The organism is Ignavibacteria bacterium, from assembly GCA_017303675.1.
Lineage (GTDB): Bacteria > Bacteroidota > Ignavibacteria > Tepidaquicellales > OLB5 > OLB5.
This window is the reverse complement of record JAFLBX010000001.1, coordinates 1,240,940-1,264,674: the sequence shown is the minus strand read 5'-3', so window position 1 is coordinate 1,264,674 and position 23,735 is coordinate 1,240,940. Positions and strand designations below refer to the sequence as shown.

19 protein-coding genes are annotated in these 23,735 nt (G+C 38.7%); 9 read left to right on the top strand and 10 right to left on the bottom strand.

Translation table 11 applies throughout. The features are described 5' to 3' along the window. Positions 1-49: 49 nt before the first annotated feature. The 6 genes from J0M37_05735 to J0M37_05710 all read right to left on the bottom strand — a co-directional run bounded on the left by J0M37_05735 (position 50) and on the right by J0M37_05710 (position 5,389). Positions 50-760, bottom strand: coding sequence for a hypothetical protein (locus J0M37_05735; GenBank protein MBN8584579.1), 711 nt, complete (start codon positions 758-760; stop codon positions 50-52). Between the two features lie 114 nt (positions 761-874). Further along, a complete protein-coding gene (locus tag J0M37_05730; protein ID MBN8584578.1) occupies positions 875-1,660 on the bottom strand; it encodes an N-acetylmuramoyl-L-alanine amidase in 786 nt (261 codons plus the stop codon). Between the two features lie 7 nt (positions 1,661-1,667). After that, positions 1,668-2,165, bottom strand: coding sequence for a YajQ family cyclic di-GMP-binding protein (locus J0M37_05725; protein ID MBN8584577.1), 498 nt, complete (start codon positions 2,163-2,165; stop codon positions 1,668-1,670). A 38-nt stretch (positions 2,166-2,203) separates the two neighbouring features. Next, on the bottom strand, positions 2,204-2,644 hold the full coding sequence (locus tag J0M37_05720) for an EVE domain-containing protein (GenBank protein ID MBN8584576.1): 441 nt from the start codon (positions 2,642-2,644) through the stop codon (positions 2,204-2,206). Positions 2,645-2,681: 37 nt separating this feature from the next. Beyond that, the gene (locus tag J0M37_05715; GenBank protein ID MBN8584575.1) at positions 2,682-3,071 is read right to left on the bottom strand and encodes a four helix bundle protein; all 390 of its coding nucleotides are present in this window, start codon (positions 3,069-3,071) and stop codon (positions 2,682-2,684) included. Positions 3,072-3,172: 101 nt separating this feature from the next. Beyond that, positions 3,173-5,389 carry a UvrD-helicase domain-containing protein gene (locus J0M37_05710; protein MBN8584574.1) on the bottom strand — a complete coding sequence of 739 codons (2,217 nt, stop codon included), beginning with the start codon at positions 5,387-5,389 and terminating at the stop codon, positions 3,173-3,175. Positions 5,390-5,688: 299 nt separating this feature from the next. Between J0M37_05710 and J0M37_05705 the strand changes: the two genes are divergently transcribed. Both J0M37_05705 and J0M37_05700 read left to right on the top strand, forming a co-directional pair. Next, positions 5,689-9,432 carry an FAD-dependent oxidoreductase gene (locus J0M37_05705; GenBank protein ID MBN8584573.1) on the top strand — a complete coding sequence of 1,248 codons (3,744 nt, stop codon included), beginning with the start codon at positions 5,689-5,691 and terminating at the stop codon, positions 9,430-9,432. A gap of 97 nt (positions 9,433-9,529) precedes the next feature. Continuing rightward, positions 9,530-9,961, top strand: coding sequence for a hypothetical protein (locus J0M37_05700; protein ID MBN8584572.1), 432 nt, complete (start codon positions 9,530-9,532; stop codon positions 9,959-9,961). Positions 9,962-10,091: 130 nt separating this feature from the next. On the opposite strand, the gene J0M37_05695 is transcribed toward J0M37_05700, so the two are convergent. The 4 genes from J0M37_05695 to J0M37_05680 all read right to left on the bottom strand — a co-directional run bounded on the left by J0M37_05695 (position 10,092) and on the right by J0M37_05680 (position 14,837). Next, entirely contained in the window at positions 10,092-11,468 is a 1,377-nt protein-coding gene (locus tag J0M37_05695) for a tryptophanase (GenBank protein MBN8584571.1), read from the bottom strand. Between the two features lie 255 nt (positions 11,469-11,723). Further along, on the bottom strand, positions 11,724-12,380 hold the full coding sequence (locus J0M37_05690) for a hypothetical protein (GenBank protein ID MBN8584570.1): 657 nt from the start codon (positions 12,378-12,380) through the stop codon (positions 11,724-11,726). Between the two features lie 178 nt (positions 12,381-12,558). Beyond that, positions 12,559-13,815 (bottom strand): fumarylacetoacetase, encoded by a 1,257-nt coding sequence (gene fahA, locus J0M37_05685; GenBank protein ID MBN8584569.1) that lies wholly within the window; start codon positions 13,813-13,815, stop codon positions 12,559-12,561. 47 nt (positions 13,816-13,862) lie between these two features. After that, the gene (locus J0M37_05680; GenBank protein ID MBN8584568.1) at positions 13,863-14,837 is read right to left on the bottom strand and encodes a hypothetical protein; all 975 of its coding nucleotides are present in this window, start codon (positions 14,835-14,837) and stop codon (positions 13,863-13,865) included. A gap of 191 nt (positions 14,838-15,028) precedes the next feature. On the opposite strand from J0M37_05680, the gene J0M37_05675 reads away from it, so the two are divergent. The 7 genes from J0M37_05675 to J0M37_05645 all read left to right on the top strand — a co-directional run bounded on the left by J0M37_05675 (position 15,029) and on the right by J0M37_05645 (position 23,702). Further along, on the top strand, positions 15,029-15,535 hold the full coding sequence (locus J0M37_05675; protein ID MBN8584567.1) for a hypothetical protein: 507 nt from the start codon (positions 15,029-15,031) through the stop codon (positions 15,533-15,535). 26 nt (positions 15,536-15,561) lie between these two features. Next, positions 15,562-16,488 carry a polysaccharide deacetylase family protein gene (locus tag J0M37_05670; GenBank protein MBN8584566.1) on the top strand — a complete coding sequence of 309 codons (927 nt, stop codon included), beginning with the start codon at positions 15,562-15,564 and terminating at the stop codon, positions 16,486-16,488. 5 nt (positions 16,489-16,493) lie between these two features. After that, positions 16,494-16,937, top strand: coding sequence for a (4Fe-4S)-binding protein (locus tag J0M37_05665; protein ID MBN8584565.1), 444 nt, complete (start codon positions 16,494-16,496; stop codon positions 16,935-16,937). A gap of 4 nt (positions 16,938-16,941) precedes the next feature. Then, the gene (locus J0M37_05660; GenBank protein ID MBN8584564.1) at positions 16,942-17,247 is read left to right on the top strand and encodes a phosphoribosylpyrophosphate synthetase; all 306 of its coding nucleotides are present in this window, start codon (positions 16,942-16,944) and stop codon (positions 17,245-17,247) included. 150 nt (positions 17,248-17,397) lie between these two features. After that, positions 17,398-19,842 (top strand): TonB-dependent receptor, encoded by a 2,445-nt coding sequence (locus tag J0M37_05655; GenBank protein ID MBN8584563.1) that lies wholly within the window; start codon positions 17,398-17,400, stop codon positions 19,840-19,842. Between the two features lie 98 nt (positions 19,843-19,940). Then, a complete protein-coding gene (locus J0M37_05650; protein ID MBN8584562.1) occupies positions 19,941-21,101 on the top strand; it encodes a YcaQ family DNA glycosylase in 1,161 nt (386 codons plus the stop codon). Between the two features lie 111 nt (positions 21,102-21,212). Beyond that, positions 21,213-23,702, top strand: coding sequence for a TonB-dependent receptor (locus J0M37_05645; GenBank protein MBN8584561.1), 2,490 nt, complete (start codon positions 21,213-21,215; stop codon positions 23,700-23,702). Positions 23,703-23,735 lie beyond the last annotated feature (33 nt).

Genomic DNA, 23,735 nt, shown 5'->3' with positions numbered 1-23,735 from the left:
AAAAACCCCGCTGAATGCGGGGTTTAAAATTTACTGTTCGCTTTGAAAATCAGTCTTCTTTTACTGTATTACCTGTAATAACCCACTCACCGTTTTTGTTAGCAGTAAGATTGTATGTTACAGTCAGTGTTTTTGTAACTTCGGTATCCTTACCGTCTTTTTTCACAACCTGTGTTTGTTTTACTTTTGAAACCACGCTTGCCTTGTTATCTTTCTGGCTGAGTACTTTAGGCTCTTCAACAATTGTGAACTGTTTGGTGTTGCGGTAACCTGATTTCAGCTTATCCACAGGTCTTGAAGGAAAATACTTCTGCGCTTTTTTCATGTTTGTTTCAAAGTTTCCTGTTTCATTGATACCGCGCTGTATGTATTCATAATAATCCTTAACCGTCGAAGTAGGATTTTCAAACTTCTTTGTTATTTCTTTCTGGATCTCTTTTTTCTTTTCCTTCTTTTTTTCTGCCTCTACTTTTTTTACTGAATCTTTTTGCACCTGTGTTAAGCTGTGATTTTGAACTGAAGCTGTATCTGTGGTATTGTTTTGACCGGTTGAAGTATTTTCAACCATGCCAAGCTTTCTTTCGCGTTCATCAAGCTCAATTTCTTTAAGCTTAACTCTGGCTTCACGGTCATTCAGCTCTTTTTCCTTATCAGCTAAGATCTGGAAACTGGTTTTACTGGTTTCATCACCATCTTTTGAACAACCCGCAGCAAATATCACTATAGTTAGTATTGCTATATATTTAATGTAGTTACTCATAATTATTAAAATATTGGTTTATATATTAACCTTAACTGTAAATATAATAGCAAAATAAGGTAATTGCAACCTTATAATGTAAAAATAGTACTTAAATAGCTAAAATTTAAGAATTTATTGTGATTCGTAAAGGACTTTATAGTTTTGAAATGCAGTAAATAATGCAATGGCAACTTCATTCTGCCCTTTATCACTTGAAAGGTAAATTTCATCCTGAGGATCAGAAAGATAACCGGTTTCAACCAGAACAGATGGCATTGAAGCGCCGAGTGTAACCCAGTTACCTGCCTGAAATACTCCGCGTGATTCAAGCTCTGTATGGCTGAGCATATTCACTTCTATAATAGATGCGAGGTATTCACTGAAGCGGGTATAACCGGCATGTGCAAGGCTTGAAAAAATAAAATTATCAAGTGTATCTGTACCGAATTGCTGAAAAGCTATCTGGTAATTTTGTTTCATTGTGAACTCAACTGCTTCAGGGAATCTTTCCTTATTAAGCAGGTACACTTCGAAGCCTTTTTTATCACTCTCTTCCATTTTTTTGTGGTTGGCGTGAATGCTTACAAACAGCTTCGCACGGTTATTATTGGCTGCAATGGTTCGGTCTCTGACCTGCGAGAACTCATCGGTTGTGCGGGAATATATTATTTTTATATCCGGGTATTTTTCCTCTATCAGCTTACCGAGCTTTATTGTGATAGGGAGCACGATATTTTTTTCCTGCACCCCGGTTTTATCGCCTATTGTTCCGGGATCTTTTCCGCCATGCCCTGCATCAAGATAAATGACATCAAGCTTATTTTGTGAATACAATGTCAAATGACAAAATCCAAATGCCAAAAGAAGCAATAAATGCTTCATAAAATACTTTGAAATTTGAGCTTTGAAATTTGGCATTTTGCTTCTACCTGTAATTTGTGAACTGAACCGCAAAATCAAGATCAGCGTTCTTAACAAGCTGAATTGTCTGCTGCAACAGGTCCTTATCGCGGCTTGATACCCTCACCTGCTCATCCTGTATAGCAGCCTGAACCTTGATCTTGGAATCTTTGATAATCTTAACGATAAGCTTCGCATTATCTTTGCTGATACCCTGGAGCACTTCTACAACCTGCCTTACCATATTGCCGCCGGCTTCTTCCTGCGGCTTATATTTAAGTGATTTCAGCGGAATACTGCGCTTTACGAACTTATTCTGCATCATATCCACTATAGCTTTTGATTTATAGTCATCATCTGCCAGTATGGTAATAGTTTTATCTTTCTGGGAATACTCAATCGTGCTTTTTGAGCCTTTAAAATCATACCTCGAAAGTATTTCTTTCCTTGTCTGATTGATGGCATTATCTACTTCCTGCCAGTCAATTTCAGAAACTATATCGAATGAATAATTATCTGCCATTTTAAATTTTTTATTGATTATTAATTACAAATATAATTCTATTTCCCGTTTTTAGAAAATACTGTATTCGGCTCAAGTCCCGACATTTGCAGTATTGCATTCCACACTTTTTCATCAACAGGCTGAACCGAAAGCCTGCCTTCTTTTACAATTCTTGAATCACTGGTGCGTTTATCTATTTTGATCTGCTCAAGCGTAACGGGATTCGGAAGCCTTCTCTTAGGTTTAATATCAAAAATATAAATTTTCGGATTGCCTGCCTTGGGATCAACATACGGATCTGTGGTAATTTCGCAAATTCCCACAACCTGTTTTTCGCCTCCTGTGTGATAAATGAACGCTATATCGCCCTTGCGGGCAGTTTTGATCTGAAACAATCCGCCCGGACTAGTGACCCCATCCCATACAGCTTTTTTATCAAGCTCAAGGTCTGAGTATGAATAAACTGTTGGCTCTGTTTTGAGTAGAAAAAATTTCATAAACAAATATTAAATAATAAATATCAAATAACAAATGTTAATTTTCGTTTCGCGAATTTTTATTCCTCTTTTTGATTCTTGTAGTATCTATGATCGCATAGGATAATTTACACAATTCATCGCAGTCTAAAAATAGTGAATCAAACAATTTTTGCTCAATATAGCCGGCTGCATGTAATAATCTGAGCCAATATTTAGTTTCCCTTGCTTCTTTATATGAAGTTGAAACTTTGTTCGAAAAATCTGCATCGCTAATACCACCATGAGCTTCTTCTGCATTTGCCCCTATAGATGTTCCGCTTCTTAATATTTGCTTTGACAAAACAAACTCCTTATGTTCCTTACATAAGTATTGATACAATTTGATAATTCTGATCGCAAACAAAAAAGATTTATCCAGTATTGCATTATCTCCACTTTTATTCATTTCTATATTATTAAGAATTTATAAATTCGAATTATTTAACAGTGTTTCCCGGGTATTTGCTTTTTGTTATTTGTTATTTGGTATTTGGTATTTGCTATTTGTTATTTAATCGTCAAATTCGCGTATTTCAAAATAATATTCTTCACTCCCACTTTATCAAAATGGATAGATGCCTTCTTCGCATCGCCCCTGCCGGATACATCTAAAACCCGGCCTTTGCCGAAATTATTATGGAAAACAACACTTCCTTTTTTTACACCAAGATCCTCACGGAATATATCATTTAAAACGTCATCACTGGTTTTATTATTATAGAACTCATACTTAATTGAGCTTCCTTCTTCCCTGTTTGAGCGGCTCTTATGCCTTGTCATAACTGAGCTTTTCTGGTAATCAAGCTTTGATGTATCAATTTCATTGATAAAGCGTGATTTCATCTGGTAGCTTACATTTCCAAAGCGGTAACGCTGCAGAGCATAGGTCATATACAGCTTCTGCATTGCGCGTGTTATGGCTACGTAAAAAAGCCTGCGCTCCTCTTCCATTTCTTCCTGCTCCATCATAGAGCTTGAAAGCGGAAATATCCCGTCTTCGAGTCCCGTAATAAAAACAACGGGAAACTCAAGCCCTTTGCTTGAGTGAGTTGTCATAAGCGTTACAGCGTTTTTATCTGTATCATATTTATCTATATCTGTAACAAGGCTCACTTCCTGCAGGAAACCTTCCAGCGTTGCGCCTTCGGTATTATCGGTATATTCAGAAATACCCGAGAGCAGCTCCTGAACATTATACATTCTGTCCATTGATTCATCGGTGCCGTCATTTCTGAGCTCACGCAGTATCCCGATCTCATCAACAATGCTTCTTGCAAGCTCACTTGGCGAGAGTCCCTCTTTAACTTCATTATATTTCTTTATTATCTCGGCAACACGGATAAGCTCATTTTCTATTTTGGTTCTGCGTTTAGCTTTATCGCCTTCTGCATTTTTTTCTTCAAGCATAACCAGCAGCACTTCAGCAATTGATTTGGCAATTTCCTTTGCCATAGCTTTCAGCTTTTCAACCGTCTGTTCGCCGATACCATCGCGAAGCTTTAATATACGCGTCATTGCCTCATCATCTTTGGGATTCACAAGCACCTTTAGGTATGCGAGCACATCTTTAATTTCCTTGCGCTGGTAAAATTTTACACCGCCTACAATTATATAGGGAATAGAGTTTGTTCTGAGCGCATCTTCAATTACCCTGGACTGGGCATTGGTCCTGTACAAGATCACAAAATCCTTAAAGTTCAGCTTCCGGTTCTGAATTTCGTGCAGGATCCATTTTACAACCATCATACCTTCATCGCGGTCGCTGAAAACTTCAGCAAGCGTGACCTTTTCGCCGTCATAGTTATCGGTAAACAGGGTTTTTTTGATCTGGCGTTTATTATTCTTTATTACTTCATCAGCCAGTGAAAGTATATTTTTGGTTGAGCGGTAATTCTGTTCAAGCTTAAAAACACTGCAGCTTTCAAAATCTGATTCGAATTTCAGGATATTTTCTATTTCAGCCCCGCGCCAGCGGTAAATGCTTTGCGCGTCATCACCTACAACAGAAATATTTCCGTGACCCTGCGCAAGCATTTTAACTATTTCATACTGCGCGCGGTTCGTATCCTGGTACTCATCAACCAGAATGAACTTAAACCGGTTCTGATATTTGGCAAGCACATCCGGGTTTGACCTGAAAAGAATTATCGGGTTTATCAGCAAGTCATCAAAATCCATTGCGTTATTTTTTATAAGCCTGTTCTGATACTCCCTGTAAACGGGCACTGCGATTCGTTCGAACGGATTGGTAACATTCCCGATATCTTCAGGAAGCACGAGCTTGTTCTTTAAACCCTTAATATAGCCGTTTACTGTTTTAGGCTTGGGGTTATCAGTAGAAAAACCCAGTTCCTTCATGCAGGCTTCAACTACTTTTTCGGAATCATCGTCATCATATATAGTAAAATTACGGTCAAACCCTATATATTGAGCTTCTATTCTTAAAATTTTCGCAAATACTGAATGAAATGTTCCCATCCAAAGATTTTCGGCGGTAGCTCCTGCCAGCTTATGGATACGCTGTTTCATTTCATTTGCAGCTTTATTTGTAAAGGTTAATGCAAGCATTTCAAACGGATTAATGCCGGATTCAATTAAATACGCTATTTTATATGTTAAAACCCTTGTTTTCCCGCTTCCGGCACCTGCAACTATCATACAGGGACCTTCTATCTGTTCAACGGCTTTCCTTTGCTCTTCATTGAGCTCACTGGTTAGATTCAATTACTTTTTCTGATTTTTTTTGATTTAGACAGGAATTTTACAAAGATAACTTTTATACGGGCTTAAATCAATTGAATACAAAAAACAGCATTAAGTGGCTTTTTTAGCATATATTTAGATGCCGAAAAATGACATATATCATAGAATAATATGAATATTATTGATAATTTTGAATTATGGATTTATTAACTCAAATATCAAATGGCAATTATCAGGTACCTTGAACAAAATATTAACCCTGCTGTTATTATTAAAAAAATTTATAATTTTCCAATCTCATTAAAGGAGTTTTCAGAGAAATGAATGATTTGAATCTGAAACATGGCTTTAAATTTGAAGACCTGTTTGAATCTGCGAAGCTAAAAGAGCTTACCCAAAAATTTTACACTTACTACAACACATCCAACCAGTCATCATTTGAAAGATTTTCAAATTACCGGGATTCCAAAGGCGAAGGCTTTTCAGACCTGGATATTTCCAATATCGTCATAGAATCAGCAAGATACCTTGATTCATTTGTGGTTGATCTTTTCGGGATAAAAGCAGAGGCTGAAGAATTAAAGCATGCAAACGAAACCGAACGTGAAATACTCAAGGTCAGAAGCGATTTTATGATCAAGAAGGTTTTCAAGAAATTCAAGCCGGCAGATCTTGCCTCGATGAGGTTTTCTGATCTTAACCAGAAGGTAAGCTCATTTAAAACCAATTTATTCCCTGAGCTTCCCTGGAAGGCTGATGAAGAAAAAGCAACAGCCTTTATGATCAGAACACTGGATGAAATGGAACAGCATTTAAGGAATCATCTTGAAATAATGCCGAACGGTTTTGCTTTCGATACCAAGCTTTTCACAAAAGCAAAAGAATATTACCACACTACATCAACAATTAGCGGTATCAAAGAATTTACGGATAATATTACATTATCAGATGTAAAGAATTCACAGGGAACCGTAGAACAGCTAAGAGTATACGAATTCCTCAAAAATGTGATAGAGCTAATCCAGAAATGGTGTTATGCCAGAATGGTTGATTCTGCAGAAAAACATAAAATATACGATTGGGCATTATTCCACCAGCCTATGAACCTGGATTACAACAACCTTGTGCACAACAAAGTACAGTTTGAAGATATCCCTGAAAAAATTTACGGTGAAGATGAAACATTAAGAAGACGCGACGGCTTTAAGCTAACTGACCCCAGATATGATAACCGCAAGGTTATGGGAGAGGTTGAATACTGCGTATTCTGCCATGAAAGAGGAAAGGACTCCTGCTCAAAAGGAATGCTTGATAAGGAAGGTATTCCCAAGAAGAATCCGCTTGGCATAAAGCTTGCAGGCTGCCCGCTTGATGAGAAGATCTCTGAAATGCATACATTAAAATATGAAGGCAGGTCAGTTGGCGCATTAGGAATTATAATGATTGATAACCCGATGTGCCCGGGCACAGGACATCGTATCTGCAATGACTGTATGAAGGCATGCATATACCAGAAACAGGACCCGGTAAATATTCCGCAGATAGAAACCAGGACATTAACGGATGTGCTTAACCTTCCGTGGGGCTTTGAAATATATTCACTGCTCACAAGATGGAACCCTATAAATGTAAAAAGACCATACCAGCTGCCTTATAACGGTAAAAACGTTATGGTTGTTGGCATGGGTCCGGCAGGCTACACACTTTCACAATACCTGCTTAACGAAGGATTTGGCGTTGTTGGTGTTGACGGCCTTAAAATAGAACACGTTCACCCCGAAGTTACGGGCGGAAGAGATAGTGAAGGAAATTATATAACACCAAAACCGGTGTATGAGTATAAAGAGATCCAGGATGAGCTTGACAGGCGAATATTCCTCGGTTTTGGCGGTGTATCAGAATATGGTATTACCGTAAGATGGGATAAGAACTTCCTGAAGGTTGAATATCTGACACTTGCCCGCAGGAAACATTTTAAGGTTTACGACGGAGTAAGGTTCGGCGGAACCATTGAAATTGATGATGCATGGAAGCTTGGCATAGATCACATAGCAATTGCAACAGGCGCAGGCAAGCCTACAATTGTTAAAATGAAAAATAATCTCATCCGCGGTATCCGCAAGGCAAGTGACTTTCTTATGGGGCTGCAGCTTACAGGCGCAGCAAAAAAAGATTCACTTGCAAACCTGATGATACAGCTTCCCGCAGTTGTTATCGGCGGCGGTTTGACCGCAATAGATACAACAACAGAAGCATTCGCATATTACCCGATACAGGTTGAAAAATTCCTGGACCGTTATGAAGGCTCGGTGGCAGAGTTTGGCGAAGAAAAAGTAATGAGCATGTATGATGAAGAAGAAAAAGGAATTGTAAAAACATTCCTTGAGCATGGTTTGGCAATACGCAATGAAAGAAAACGCGCTGCAGAAGCCGGTGAAGAGCCGAACTTCGTTCCGCTGGTAAGAAGCTGGGGCGGCGTTACATTATGCTACAGGAAAACTGTAAACGATTCACCCGCATACAGGCTAAACCATGAAGAAGTGATAAAATCTCTTGAAGAAGGAATTTATTACTGGGAAAAAATGAGTCCGGTGGAAGCGATTGCAAATGAATACGGCGCGGTGAAGGAAATGATATTCCGCAAACAGGGCAAAACAGATGAAGGAAAATATATAGAGCTTGATGAAACAGTTACAATTCCCGCGAAGACTGTTATTGTTGCAGCCGGAACATCACCCAACGTAATTTATGAGCGTGAACACCCGGGTACATTTGAGCTTGATGAATGGAAACAGTTCTTCCAGACCTATAAGCTTGGTGAGGGCGGCGAGCTTATCAAAACAGATAAGAACGAAACGGGATTCTTCACTTCATACAATAAGGATGGCAAATACATCACCGTATACGGCGATAACCATCCGCGGTATGCAGGTAACGTTGTAAAAGCTATGGCATCTGCCAAGGATGGCTACAAGGAACTTGTGAAATTATATACAGATGATATCAAAGAAGAACAGCCGGCAGGAACAGAAGATAAGTATAAGGAGCTTGTCAACAGGCTTGATAATGAATTCCTAGCAGTAGTAGAGCAGGTTAACATTTTAACTCCTACAATAGTTGAAGTAGTTCTAAAAGCTCCGCTGCAGGCAAAGAAATTCCACCCGGGGCAGTTTTACAGGCTGCAGAATTATGAAACAACTGCCGCAACTATAGAAGGCACAAAGATGATGATGGAAGGATTGGCGTTGACAGGTGCCTGGGTTGATAAGGAAAAAGGGCTGCTTAGCCTGATTATACTTGAAATGTGGGGAAGCTCCAGAATGTGCCGCCATCTCAAAAAAGGCCAGAGGGTTGTTGTAATGGGTCCGACAGGTGAACCCACAGAAATACCGAAGGGTGAAACCGTCCTGCTTGCAGGCGGCGGACTTGGTAATGCAGTGCTCTTTTCAGTTGCAAAAGCATTAAAGGATGCCGGAAACAAAGTGGTTTACTTTGCAGGCTACCGCAATACGAGCGATGTGTTCAAACGTGATGAAGTTGAAGAAGGCACCGATCTTGTAGTGTGGTCAAATGATTTCGGCGATACAATACAGCCGCGCAGGCCGCAGGACAGGGCTATTACAGCGAATATTGTTCAGGCAATGATAGCTTATGCAGAAGGCAAGCTTGAACCGAATCCGGGAGATAAGCCGTTATATGACCTTAAGAAAATTAACAGGATAATTGCAATTGGAAGTGACAGGATGATGAAGGCTGTACAGGAAGCCAGGTTTGGCGCGCTGAAGCCTTATATAAATCCGGTACACACTGCAATAGCAAGTATCAACTCGCCAATGCAGTGCATGATGAAGGAAGTTTGCGCGCAGTGCCTGCAGAGGCACGTTGACCCTGAAACCGGCAAGGAATCATTTGTATTCACCTGCTTTAACCAGGATCAGCACATGGATAAGGTTGATTTCAATAATCTGAACACACGCTTAAAGAATAACAGTGTGCTCGAGAAATTGACAAAGTTCTGGATGGATCATTTATTCGCAAAGGCAAACGGCCAGTTTACAACTTAGAATACAAATTTAATTTCATATTAAAAGCCCGGTACAAGCCGGGCTTTTTTAGTTTCTTTCAATTGCCTATTTTTGTAACCTGAAAGGATACAGCAATATGGATACAGGCGCAATAATAATGATCCTCAGTTTCGGGATACCGGTATTAATTATTATAGGCATTATTTGGTGGATAAAACGTGATTTTACGAGCCTTAGTAAATGGGCGCAGGAATCCAAACGCCGGCAGGCGCAGGCAAAGCCTGCGAAGGCTAAGATCATTTCAGCATCGCAGGGAATCCAGGGCGGTGAAATAAAGAAAATGATATTTCTTACATTTGAAATTAACGATGGCTTCACATCTGCCTATACAGCTTCAGCAGGCTGGTTTGTGGATACTTTACACCTGAACAGGGTTCAGGAGGGAAAGGAAATTGATGTTAAGATCGACAGAGATGACCCGCAGAAAATATATCCTGCAGCTTCATGGGCTGTATATACTGAAGGGTATTCAAGTGACCTGAGTGTCGATAAGCTGAGCGGAAGATAATATTTTTGCTTTGTAGGTGTCAGGCTTGCCTGACACTATAATTATTGCGGAGTAACCCAAAAAGGGTTTTTCAAGCCTGCCTGAACAAAAAAGAAAGACGTCCCAGCGGGACGTCTCTACAGTTTTTCTGTTATAATCTCTCAAACTTAGCGGTAAAGTGCCTTAAAAATTCAGGCTCTTCTACTATTTTAACGCCGCGAACCTTATCTTTACCTTCGAACATTTTTTCGAATACTTCAATCACGTATTCAATGTGGCTTTGTGTATAAACACGGCGCGGTATGGCAAGTCTTACCAGCTCATTTGGGGCTGGAATCAATTTACCATCAGAATCATACTTACCAAACATAACCGAGCCAATTTCAACAGAACGGATACCGCCTTTAACGTATAGCTCACAAACCATTGCCTGCCCGGGATATTCATTCACAGGAATGTGCGGATAAAACGCTGCGGCATCTATATATACTGCATGTCCGCCGATTGGATAAATAAGAGGTACACCCATTTTATATAATTTTTCACCCAGGTATGCAGTACTGCGTATCCTGTATTCTAAATAAGCTGGTTCAAAAACCTCCTCAAGTCCAACTGCGATAGCTTCCATGCTTCTGCCGGAGAGTCCACCGTAAGTTGCGAATCCTTCAGTGATAATAAGCAGGTTTGTACATTCATCAGCAAGTTTTTTATCTTTGAGCGCAAGGAATCCGCCCATATTTACAAGCCCGTCTTTTTTCAGGCTCATAACACCGCCATCTGCCAGCGCGAACATTTCCTGTGCGATCTGTTTATAGGTTTTGTTCTCAAAACCCGCTTCGCGGTGTTTTATGTAATATGAGTTTTCAGCTATGCGGCAGCAATCTATAAAATAGTTCACATTATATTTTCTGCATATCTTCTGAACTTCTACGGCATTTGCCATGCTGACAGGCTGTCCGCCGCCGCTGTTATTGGTTACAGTAAGTATTACCCCGCCAATATTGGCTGCGCCGTATTTTTTGATAAGCTCTTCAAGGGCTTTGGTATCCATATTCCCTTTAAACGGTTTATCAAGCATAGGGTGTTTTGCCTCTTCTACGGGAATATCGATTGCTTCTGCACCGCTGAATTCAATGTTAGCCCTGGTTGTATCAAAATGAGTGTTACTAATAAAAACTTTCCCTTTACCGCCAAGGTGGCTGTACAGAATCCTTTCTGCTGCCCTGCCCTGGTGTGTAGGCAGAATGTGATCATACCCGGTGAGATCTTTTATCGCAGCTTCCATGCGCAGCCAGCTGCGCGAGCCTGCATAGGCTTCATCGCCATCCATCATAGCAGCCCATTGTTTAGAGCTCATTGCTGATGTTCCGCTATCGGTCAAAAAATCGATAAGCACATGCTCTGATTTCAGCATAAAAGGATTGTAATGCGCTTCTTTAAGATATTTAACGCGATCTTCTTCAGTGGTAACGCTCAGCGGTTCTACTTCTTTTATCTTAAAGGGTTCAATTATTGTTCTAAAGCTCATTTTTTCTCCAAAATTTGTTAATTCTTGCAGTGGTGACACTGCAAATAAAAGTGATATTCACTATTACAAAATTATTCAAAATTTTCAATTTAAATTATGATTTATGTCATAAAGGAATTGTTTAATTTTGAGGAAATTTGATATTTATTTCTTCAGATAAATATAATAAAACAATTATTGTTGAGATTGCTTCGTCGCTTCGCTCCTCGCAAACTTGAACTATTTAAAATAATTATGTACCAGCTAAAGAAGGACTCAGGATGACACTACTCCTGCTTTTTTCATCAGTTCAACACTTATTTCATGGCCGCCATCAAAAATAAATGTTTTAGGCTCAATTCCGGCTTTTTTTAATAATTGAATTTGCGATTCGGGAAAATCACTATTATAGTAGGGATCCTTTGAAGCAAAAACCTGGTAAATTTCTGTTTCTCTTAATGCGGGGTAATCATTGTAATTTATATCATGCGCCAGGCTTCCGCACCAGAAAACTGCCCTGTTAACTTTTGCTTTGCCAAAAGTTAACCAGCGCGCAAGCGTAGCTGCACCTTGTGAGAATCCAAGTGCATTAATTTTTAATTTACTTAATTTTGCCTTGGGTTCAATTTCATCGAAGAATAGCCTGTCGAGATAGTTCACGTAATCTTTGATATCACTTTCGCGGTCTTCTTTGGTCATCCATGATGCGCCAACATCTCCGAAATCGCCTTTGATATACAACCTCATCAACCCTTCAGGGGCGTATATAAAACTGGTTATTCCGGCAAGTTCTTCAAACTGCATTATGAATTTTCCCGCAAGCTGTCTATGACCATGCAAAACTATCCAGATATCTTTAGTTTTATCTGAAAATTCGCCAAGCGTAAAATATCTAGCTGTTCTTGTTACGGGTATGTGATGTTCTGTAAGCATACAAAGATGAGCATAGTCTTAAGTGACCATACCTAAAGTTTTATTTAATTTACTTTTATTTTCAGTCTTTTCTGAAAAATGCTATGGTGAACATTAGAACTGCATATAAAATAAACAATAAAAATAACGCTGCGAGACCGTAAATTATATATTCAAACATATTTATTGTTTAACGGAGTTACTTTGCAGGAAGAATTTTTCCTGAAACTTCTCCGAATCCTACTTTGTAACCCTGCCCCTGGCAATAACCGCTGATAATTAAAGTGTCACCGTCATTTATGAATTTTCTTTCTTCGCCGTTTGGCAGTTTAACAGGATTCTCGCCCCGCCATGTTAATTCAAGCATAGAGCCGTATGAATCTTTCGTTGGTCCGCTTATCGTTCCGGATGCCATCATATCGCCTGTTTTGGTATTGCAGCCGTTAACAGTATGATGTGCCAATTGCTGGCAAATGTTCCAGTACATATATTTGAAATTGGAACCGGATATCTTAAATGGTTCCTTTTCTTTTTCACTTTTCAAATAGACATCAAGGTTAATATCATATGCCCAATCGCCTTTAGAAGCCAAATATTCCATTGGTTTTGGATCCTGTTCGGGTCCTTTAACCCTGAACGGTTCCAATGCCTCCATAGTAACAATCCACGGTGATATGGAAGTTGCAAAATTCTTTGCCAAAAACGGGCCAAGCGGCTGGTATTCCCAAGTCTGAATGTCACGCGCGCTCCAGTCGTTAACAAGTACCATTCCAAAAATATGGTCATAAGTTTTATCAACGGGAATAGCTTCTCCCAGTGAGTTTCCGGGTCCGATAAAAAAGCCCATTTCAAGCTCAAAATCAAGCAGTTTTGTGGGTCCGAAGACTGGATTTTCTTCCCCTGCAGGCTTGGTCTGCCCGTTAGGGCGAACAACATCAGTACCGCTTATTATTATAGAGCTTGCCCTGCCGTGATAGCCGATAGGAATATGCAGCCAGTTAGGCATAAGCGCGTTATCTTTTCCGCGGAACATTATGCCGACATTTGTTGCGTGTTCACGTGATGAATAAAAATCGGTATAGTCGCCTATTTTCGCAGGGAGGCACATCACAACATCCTTCATAGGGGTAAAAACGATTTTCTGCAGCTCTTTATCATCGCGCAAGAGCGGGTTATCATCACTAAGCGCCGTTTGCAGAACAGTTCGAACCTGTTTCCATGCTTCTCTGCCCAGTGCCATGAATGCATTCAGGTCTGGCTGAGAAAAAATTTTCTTATCACCCAGTACAGTTTTTTTAAAGTATCCTTTTTCTTCCAGTATTGAAAGGTCAACGACATAATCTCCAATAGCAGTACCGCACACAGGCTGCGAGCCTACTTTTAATTTATAAACGCCGTAGGGCAGGTTCTGTATCGGGAAGTGTGATCCCGGTTTTACATCTATAAAAGATCTCATTTAAATTAGCTCCGTGTTAAAAATCTCAGTAGTAAAATATCTTTATATTAAAAAAGCTCCATTGTTTTCAGGTCTTCAACCGGTTCATCAAAGCTGCAGCTTCCGTATGAAAGCATAAACCGCTCTCTTGAACCTTTTATCTCATCGTTTGATACCTGAATTTCGTTCCATTCAAAACCGTTTTCATTAAAAATAAATTCATAAGGATCCTCTTCGCTGAGTACTTCGATAAGCTCGGCTTCATCAAGGTTGTTTGAGTATGCCATTATTCCCGCAGAAAAAACGTTAAGGAACCCGTGCATATTCGATTTCACTTCTTCATTATAATGCCTTACGGGATGGTGCAGCCCTGCTGTACATTTCATAGGCACGTCAAATTCGCAGCATGTCATAATTGCAAAGGCTATCACTTCAGGCTCGGGGAATGCAGAAGGTTCAGTTCCGCCTGTTCTAAGCTTAAATCCGCAGCCTTTATTAATTGCACCAATATTTTCTACAGCACGTATAATTTCAGTTTCATATTCTGATGTTAACGGGGCTTCAAAATATACCGGCACGGCATTTCCCGTGGTTTTTTCGAGTGACGAAGTGATACTTTCCATCAGCTGTGTGAACCCTGAATTATCTTCGTTTTTAAACAACTCAGCCGGAAGCCTGACTTCGAAGGCACCCACTGAAATACTGCTTCCGTACTTTCCAAGGAAGCTGCTGATCTCTAAAATATCATCACTAAACAGCTTTTCAAATTCCCCAACGCCTGCCGATGATGAACCGATGACAGAAAGCGATACATGTTCATTCACTTCCATATCTTCAAGCAGGGAGGCAAGCTCTTTTAGCCGGTTGGCAGGAATAATAAATTTTCCGAGCATCCATTTATACTCGCCCTGAAGGTAAAAAACATAATTATGAAATGCCTGGCCCAGGCTGAGACTTGCCGGCGGAAAAAGTCCGGCATAATCAATTATACCATCCAGAAAATTCCTTAAGCTGATTACAGGTTTTGTATGATTTGTTGTCATTAAAATTATATAATATCAATTTAGACGTTAATTATAACATTTTTCAGGGTATATTCAGCAAACATAACATATATATTGTATAAATGAAATTGAGTAAGTAGGGGCACAATACCCGGAAACTTAATAAAGGCGTTTTTTATTTTAAGAGTATAATTTATCTTTAATATATTACTATAATCATTCCTAAAATTATGTCAGAAGAAAAAAATAAAACGGAAGAACCTGAAAGCGGCACAGGAAGTTTCTTAGATAAAGCCAAGGAAGCCGTCAGCAATGTATCAGAAAAAATTGTAGAAATGAAAGACGATGTAATAGGCGATGAACAAAAAGCCATAATGGATGAATTCAAAGAAACCAGCATTGGCAAAGTAAAACTAGTACTCGAAGAAATCAACAATTCATTGGGCATTATCACCAAATCTGGTTATGAATTTAAAGGAATAAATGTATCACTTGGGCTGCCTCCTTCAGTCGCAACAGCTTTTCACTATAAAAAAGATATACCAGAAGCAGAAAAAACAGCTCTGCTTGCAGAGGCAAATGAAAAAAGATTTGTTACAATGATATTAAAATGTTTATTCAAAGCGGGTGATTTTTACCATTCAATAAAAATGGGTGAATACACTCTTGACGGGGTCAGCATTACATTAGGTCTTACACCCGGGGTAAGTGTGGGCTTCAAGAGAAAAGGAACATGACACAAAATTAATAATAAATTTCACTTATGAAAAAAGGGTTTGTTTTATTTATTTTACTTTCAATTGGTATAATTTATTCACAGGAATCAAAACCGCAGCTATCAGTTACAATTGATGACCCTTCAATTGAAAGCTCAGGGAATTTGACATGGATTCAGAAAGATGACGCATTGCTTGAAGCGCTTGATAAGAACAGCTTAAAGGCCGCGTTGTTTGTGTGCGGAAAAAGAATTGATAATGCAGAAGGTATGGTATTGGTAAGCAAGTGGAATGATAATGGACATATGATATGCAACCATTCTTATTCACACAGTTATTACCACTCAAAAAAAGTTACAACAGAATCTTTTATTAATGATATTCTTAAATGTGATTCACTTATAAACAAGTATTCAGGCTATAGCAGATTATTCAGGTTCCCTTATTTAAAGGAAGGAGATACGCAGCAAAAACGTGACGGGCTCAGGGAGTTTTTAAATTCTGCCGGCTACCGTAACGGGTATGTTACAATTGATGCATCAGACTGGTATATTGATAAAAGACTGGTTGATACACTCAAAAGCGTTCCGGAAATTGATATAACTCCTTTTAAGGAATATTATATCTCTCACATATATGAACGCGCAATGTTCTATGACAGCCTTGCAGTTAAGCTAACAGGCCGACATATTAAACATACTCTGCTGCTGCATCATAATTATATTAATGCGCAGTTTTTGGGAGAGCTGCTTATACATTTCAAAAAGAACGGATGGGAGCTTATAAATGCTTCAGATGCCTTTAGTGATGAAGTTTATAAAAATTCTCCCTATATTCTGCCTGCAGGCGAAAGCCTGGTGTGGGCAATGGCAAAAGAAACCGGGAAGTATGAAAGTTTGTTAAGGTATCCGGGTGAGGATTCAGATTATGAAGAAATACCACTTAACAATTTTTTAAAAACTTACTATAAGTAATCAATATGGCGGCAGATCTCAGCAGAGTTACAAAAAAATATTCCAACGATGAAGTAACTATTGTATGGAAGCCATCAATGTGCATCCATTCCCAAAAATGCTTCAGCGGCCAGCCGCAGGTATTTGACCCGGCTAAACGCCCGTGGATTGACCCGAAAGGCGCAGATACTGAAAGTATTATCAGGCAGGTTAAAGAGTGTCCTTCAGGAGCATTGAGTTATTTTATGAATGAAAGCGAAAACATAAATGAAAATGTTTCTGCTGCAATTGAAACGGTTGTGGAAGCCAAACCCAACGGTCCCCTTTTCGTTTACGGTAATATTGAAGTTAAAAAATCTGACGGTTCAACAGAAAAAAGGAGCAGGGTCACAGCATTTTGCCGCTGCGGAAATTCAAATAATAAACCCTTTTGCGACGGCTCACATATAAAATCTGAATTTAAAGGCTGATAAAATGAAATCATATGATACACTTTCCGAAGCGCTGAACGATCTGGCTGTCAGAGGTTACACATATGATTTTAATATTGAGTGTGACTGCATTGTATGCAGGCAGATCGATCTTAAACTTTACCCGAACGATTTTGAGATCACTGAATATTACAGGTTTGAAGGTGAATCAGACCCGGATGATTCAGAAATTGTTTACGCCATAACTTCAAAAGACGGATTAAAAGGCACCCTGGTTAATGGTTATGGTATATATAGTGATGAAATTTCCGATGAGCTTCTAAGCAAGCTTAAGATCACACTCACTTAAATACTATAATTACCTGAGTTTACCACTTTATATTAATATTTAGCAGTATAAAAGAAGCTTATTTGCAACCTTTTCCCTTATTTTTGTATCTAAATAACTTAAGTACATACATTCATCCATTTTTGTAATTTAAATTACATTTACCGAGTAATGAAATATATTTCAATTCCCGCAGTCCTCTTTTTTTTAATTTTTACATTTTCTGTTAGCTCCCAAACTTCTACAGGCTCTATTACCGGCACTGTTCTGGATAAATCCAGCGGCCAGCCGGTAGAATCAGCAGATGTTACGCTGCTGAGAGCATCTGATTCAACTGTGATGAAAGGTACCACAACCGATAAGGAAGGAAAATTTTCCTTCAGTGATATACCTTTTGGAAAATATTCAGTAAGATCAAGCTTTGTGGGATACAGTACTGTGAATGCAAAAGGTATAATCCTGAGCACTGAAAACAGTGCGGTAAATCTCGACCCAATCAAGCTTAGCTCAGGAACAGCAACCACAGAAGAGATACTTGTTGAAACCCAGAAAAGCTTTGTTCAGTTTGATGGTGATAAAAAAGTATTTAACGTTTCACAAAATCCGATGAACCAGAGCGGCTCTTTAATTGAGCTGCTGAAGAACATTCCCTCTGTTTCTGTTGATGCAGACGGAAATGTAAGCCTGAGGGGTAATACTAATGTAAAGATAACTGTTGACGGCAGGCCGTTCGGCCTAGACGGGCAAAACCGGACCCAATTGCTTGAGCAGATTCCTGCAAACCAGATAGAAAGCGTTGAGCTTGTAACAAACCCGTCATCCAAATACGAAGCTGAAGGAGTTTCCGGTATAATTAATATTGTAACCAAAAAAACGAAAGTCTTCGGGTACAACGGTAATCTTTCACTTAATGCGGGCTCAAGGGATAAATACAACGGATCGTTAAATCTGAACCTGAAAAGCAACAATACACAATTTTTTGCGAACTACAGCTACAACATAAATAACTTTTTTATTACCGGAGGCACAGATCGGACAAACAGCTTAAGTACAACAGAAAACATTTTTACTCAAAGCTATGACGGCAGATCAAGGATCAAATCTCATTTTGTAAAAGGCGGAATGGATTATTTCATCAATCCGCAGAATACATTAGGCTTTTCTGTTACTTATCAGAATTCAACACGCAACCGTGGTGAGCTTATTAGCTCTAAAGCATTTGATATTAATGATATAATAACATCAAGCTCATTGAACGACTATAATGTCAGTTCAAAAAATAATACGCTTGATATTGCATTAAATCATATATTCAAATTCAAAAACCCGAAGCAGACACTTACAACTGATGCGATCTATTCACAGAACAATAATGATGAAAGCGGTTTTACACAGGAAAATTATATATTACCTGTAAATCAAAACCCGGGATTGATACAAGAAACAAGTAAAATTAACGATAAAGATTTCTCTATACAGTCAGATTACGTTCACCCGTTCACAGAAAATACTAAAATAGAAACCGGCTATAAAATCCGCCTGAGGGATAAAAAGAATGATTATTCCAACAGCCAGTTTGACTACAATTTGAACCAGTATGTAACTAATACAAATTTGACAAATAATTTTGAATACAGGGATATAGTAAGCGCAGCTTACGTACAATTTTCAAGCACTGAAGGAATATTCAGCTATACAGCAGGCACAAGGGTAGAGCATACAAATGTAAAAAGCCTGCTGGTATTAAATAACACCCAGGTAAAGAACAGTTATTTTGATATTTTCCCGAGTGCGAATATAACCGCAAAGCTGGGGAAATCAAATGAAGTGCAGCTAAGCTACAGCAGGAGAATAAGAAGGCCTGGTATGTGGGAGCTTAACCCTTTTGTTAACGCAACAGACCCAAATAATTATTTTTCAGGCAACCCAGATCTAAAGCCGGAATATACAGATTCATACGAGCTGAGCATGGTACAGTATTTGCCCGGTACAAGCTTAACACCAACAGTTTTTTACAGGCATACAAAAGATCTCATTTCAAGAACAAGAGAATATATAGACAGCAACACAACGCTCACAACATTTGCAAATTATAATACATCCAAATCATACGGTGCAGAGCTTATCTTCAACTCACAGCCGGTTCAGTTCTGGAATATTAACGGAAGCATTAGCTATTACAAAACCGAAATAGATGCTTCAAATATTTCTTCTGCATATGTAAATGAAGGCAGCACGTGGAGCGGCAGGATCTCTTCTTCACTGTTTTTACCGTACCAGTTCAGCCTGCAGCTGAATTATTTCTATTCAGGTGATATACTTGCCGCGCAGGCAACTGTTGAACCCTTCAGCTCCTTTGATGCTTCGCTGAAGAAGGAATTGTTTAACGGAAGGCTTACAACAACTTTAAGGGTAAGTGATATATTCAATACACTTAAGTTCAAAGTAAATATTAATAACGACAGGACCTACCGTGAAGAGTTTGAAAGAAAAAGGGATACACGCGTTATAACATTCGGGTTAAGTTATAAATTCGGCGAAGCAGATAAAAACCAGCAGCGCAGAAGAAAAGACAGCAACCGCGAAAATCCGGGAAATGACGGATTTGGCTTTTAAACAGTACCTGGAATGACAAGTTCTGATAAAAATGCCGCTAAAAAAGCGGCATTTTTTATTTACTTAAATTGAATGATCGAATTATTATTTTTGCCGATATGAAAATTGAAAAAATTTCCGAAGAACAGGCGCGTTTCCTTGCAGCAAATAACCTTTACACCGGCTACGAATTAAAAGGTAATACAAAGAACAAACTGCTCAATATTATCAATGTACTTGGTTATGTACAAATCGATACCATATCAATTGTTGAGCGGGCTCATAAGCATGTTTTATGGACAAGACTTCCAGAGTATAAAAATACAATGCTGGATGAGCTTATAGATAATGACAGGAAGGTATTTGAATTCTGGGACCATGCTGCGGCATATATGCCGATGAAGCATTTCAGGTTTTCTTTGCCACGCAAAAAAATGTATGCTGCAAAATACAAGGGATGGGAAAGCAAAAATAAAAAATTGCTGAAGTTCATTTTAGATCGGATCTCGAATGAAGGTCCGCAGCAGTCACGTGATTTTGAAGAAAGCAAAAAACGCGGCTTATGGTGGGACTGGAAACCAGCCAAGGAGGGGCTTGAATTTCTTTTCCATACGGGCAGGCTTATGGCAAGGGCAAGAAAAAGCTTTCAGAAAGTATATGACCTTCCCGAAAGGGTGCTTCCTGCAGATCTTGACCTGAGCTTCCCTTCAGATGAGGAACATTCAGAACACCTTATTATGAGATCCATTACAGCAAACGGTATTTCAGCTGAAAAGGAGCTCACATATTTGAGGCATCATGACCGTTCATCAACAAAGAAAGTACTGAAGAGGCTGCTTGATGAAAAAAAGATCGTTAGCCTGAATATTTCAGGAAATGAAAAAGAAACTTATTACAGCACAAAAAAGATACTTGGCTTACTGAACAAACCGCTTCATAAGGATGATGTTCATATCCTTTCTCCTTTTGATAATATAGTGATACAGCGTAAACGCCTGCAGGATATTTTCGGGTTTGATTATTTAATAGAGTGTTATGTGCCGGCTGCAAAAAGGAAATTCGGTTATTTTTGCCTTCCTGTGCTGTATGGCAATACATTTGCCGGCAGAATAGATGCAAAAGCCGATCGGAATTCAGGTAAGTTCATTATTATAAATGAATTTTGGGAAAAAAATTTCAAACCGGATGAAATATTCAAACAAAACTACATAAATAAGCTGAATAATCTGGCAAATTTTGCCGGCTGTATAGAAATTACAGGAAAAACTTCCTTTAAATGATAATTACCATTTTATACAAAGCATTTACATAATTTTACAGTAAAACGAATCATTAAAAGTTATATTTGTGTTATTATAGTAACAGAAAATAAGCACAAAAATAGAGGAATTATGAATAATATATTTAAGAGCATAATATTAAAAATTGTATTTACAGTTATAGTTTTTTTCGCAGCAGGGTTTATTTCCATTGAGCTTAAAGCTCAGGAAAGCGGAACTGTAACAGGATCTGTAATAGATAAAACAACCGGAAATCCGATAGAAGGAGCAGATGTTACAATTAACAAAGTTAGAGATTCCAGCATTGTAAAAGGAATTCAGACTGATGCAGCAGGGAAATTTATTTTATCTGATATCCCGTTCGGCAGGTATTATATTAAAGTTAACCTTGTAGGTTATAATTTTTCAGTTGTTAGCGGAATAAACATCAATCCGAATAACCTTTCACTTACACTCGAACCCGTAAAGCTATCAACAGGTACAACCACTACCGATGAAATTGTGGTTGAAAGCGAAAAAAGCCAGATTGAGTTCCGCCCGGATAAAAAAGTATTTAATGTAGGCAAGAACATAACCAACCAGGGAAGTACAGTTATAGACCTGCTGAAGGAAATACCTTCGGTAACAGTTGACCAGGATAATAATATCAGCTTAAGAGGCAGTGAAGGCGTAAAGATAATGATAGACGGCAGGCCATCAGGACTTGAAGGAACAAACCGCGGCGATATGCTTGCACAGATTTCTGCCACGCAGGTAGAAAGTATAGAGCTTATCACTAATCCTTCTGCAAAATATGAAGCTGAAGGCTCTTCAGGTATTATTAATATTGTTCTTAAAAAAAATGAAAACCGTGGAATGGGTTATAATGGTACTTTAGGACTTAATATCGGAACACGTGATAAATACAGCGGGCAATTAAGCTTCAGCTTAAAGAACAATAAGTATCATTTTTACGGGAATTATGGATATAACTCTCACAGGATGATTTTTACCGGGTTAAACCAGCGTTTTAATTATATTAATTCAGATTCATATTTTACAGATGAATCAAGCAATGCCCGCGGACATATGCAGGGACATAATGCTAAGTTTGGGGTGGATCTTTATTTAAATCCACAAAATACAATAGGTCTATCTTTTAACTTAAGAGATTCAAAACGTTCGAGGTTTGATGTTACTGATGACTTCGTTTATAATACTTCTAATGTATTGACCTCGCAGTATTTTAATACTACCACACATGAAGATGACGGATTAAACTATGATATTGCAGCGAACTATACTTTAAGATTCAAAAACCCTCAGCAGGTATTTACCACCGACCTTTCATTTTCAAGGGATAAAGATGATGAAGTTACAAATACCTACGATACTTACATCACACCCGTGGTTCCTGAGCCTGTAAACAGGAATGAATACACATCTGAAAAAGACGACGCATATATTGCAGACCTGAATTATGTTCACCCGTTCAGCAAAGATGCAAAATTTGAAACCGGTTACCGCGGCAGCTATAAAAAAAGAGATAATGATTACCGGGTTGATGTATTTGATTATAACACCGGAGAGTATATAACTGACCTGAATTCATCAAATAACTTCATATATAAAGAGCAGATACATGCTGCATACGGTATTTATACAAACAAGATCGGTGATTTCGGATTTTCCCTGGGGGCTAGGGTTGAACAAACTATAATTAAGGGAGAGCTGATGAACAATGGCCAGACCTTTGACAAAAGCTATATTGATTTTTTCCCGAGTGCCAGCATATCACAAAAGATAAGCAAATCCAGTGAAATTCAGCTAAGCTATGCAAGAAGGGTTAACAGGCCAAGAATGAGGCAGTTAAATCCGTTTGTAACAATAAGCATGATGGGCGGATCCAACACACTTTCACAGGGTAATCCAAATTTGAATCCGGAATTTACAGACGCTTTGGAGCTAAGCTATATTCAATACCTTCCTTTTGCCACAATTACACCAACATTATTTTACAGGCAGACAAAGGACCAGATATCCCGCTCAAGAACTTTAATTGACAGTATCACCACACTTTCAACATTTGTAAACTACAATAAGTCTAAGTCTTACGGGGGTGAGCTGATACTGAACACACAACCAGCAAAGATCTGGACATTAAACGGTACATTCAGCTACTATAAAACTGAAATTGACGCTTCGAATCTTGGCTCCGGTCTATCAAACAGCGGTTATTCATGGACAGCAAGAGCAATGTCAACATTAATGCTTCCGGCGGATATGAGTCTACAGGTTTCATATTTTTACTCCGGCAAAAATTACAATGCACAGGGTACTTTTGAGCCGTTTTCAATGCTTGATGCTGCCATAAAAAAAGATTTCTTCGATAAGAAGCTCAGCCTGACCTTCCGCGTAAGCGACCTGCTTGATGAAGCTAAGTTCAAAGCTAATATCAGCGGCACCGGATATTACGAAACTTTCGAAAGAAAAAGAGATGCAAGAACATTTTTCCTGAACATAAGCTACAGGTTTGGCCAGCAGGAAAAAAACAAATTTGAAAAAGGTAAAAAGAGAAACAATGATGACAATAATAACGGTGATGACGGAATGGATTTTTAAAAATAGCAAAATTTAAAGAATATAAGCCGGGAA

Coding starts and splice junctions, on each gene's coding strand:
- J0M37_05660 (MBN8584564.1), top strand. CDS start 16,942: ATGAAATCATATGATACACTTTCCGAAGCGCTGAACGATCTGGCTGTC.
- J0M37_05690 (MBN8584570.1), bottom strand. CDS start 12,380: ATGCTTACAGAACATCACATACCCGTAACAAGAACAGCTAGATATTTT.
- J0M37_05725 (MBN8584577.1), bottom strand. CDS start 2,165: ATGGCAGATAATTATTCATTCGATATAGTTTCTGAAATTGACTGGCAG.
- J0M37_05695 (MBN8584571.1), bottom strand. CDS start 11,468: ATGAGCTTTAGAACAATAATTGAACCCTTTAAGATAAAAGAAGTAGAA.
- J0M37_05670 (MBN8584566.1), top strand. CDS start 15,562: ATGAAAAAAGGGTTTGTTTTATTTATTTTACTTTCAATTGGTATAATT.
- J0M37_05680 (MBN8584568.1), bottom strand. CDS start 14,837: ATGACAACAAATCATACAAAACCTGTAATCAGCTTAAGGAATTTTCTG.
- fahA (MBN8584569.1), bottom strand. CDS start 13,815: ATGAGATCTTTTATAGATGTAAAACCGGGATCACACTTCCCGATACAG.
- J0M37_05645 (MBN8584561.1), top strand. CDS start 21,213: ATGAATAATATATTTAAGAGCATAATATTAAAAATTGTATTTACAGTT.
- J0M37_05655 (MBN8584563.1), top strand. CDS start 17,398: ATGAAATATATTTCAATTCCCGCAGTCCTCTTTTTTTTAATTTTTACA.
- J0M37_05675 (MBN8584567.1), top strand. CDS start 15,029: ATGTCAGAAGAAAAAAATAAAACGGAAGAACCTGAAAGCGGCACAGGA.
- J0M37_05715 (MBN8584575.1), bottom strand. CDS start 3,071: ATGAATAAAAGTGGAGATAATGCAATACTGGATAAATCTTTTTTGTTT.
- J0M37_05735 (MBN8584579.1), bottom strand. CDS start 760: ATGAGTAACTACATTAAATATATAGCAATACTAACTATAGTGATATTT.
- J0M37_05705 (MBN8584573.1), top strand. CDS start 5,689: ATGAATGATTTGAATCTGAAACATGGCTTTAAATTTGAAGACCTGTTT.
- J0M37_05730 (MBN8584578.1), bottom strand. CDS start 1,660: ATGCCAAATTTCAAAGCTCAAATTTCAAAGTATTTTATGAAGCATTTA.
- J0M37_05700 (MBN8584572.1), top strand. CDS start 9,530: ATGGATACAGGCGCAATAATAATGATCCTCAGTTTCGGGATACCGGTA.
- J0M37_05720 (MBN8584576.1), bottom strand. CDS start 2,644: ATGAAATTTTTTCTACTCAAAACAGAGCCAACAGTTTATTCATACTCA.
- J0M37_05650 (MBN8584562.1), top strand. CDS start 19,941: ATGAAAATTGAAAAAATTTCCGAAGAACAGGCGCGTTTCCTTGCAGCA.
- J0M37_05665 (MBN8584565.1), top strand. CDS start 16,494: ATGGCGGCAGATCTCAGCAGAGTTACAAAAAAATATTCCAACGATGAA.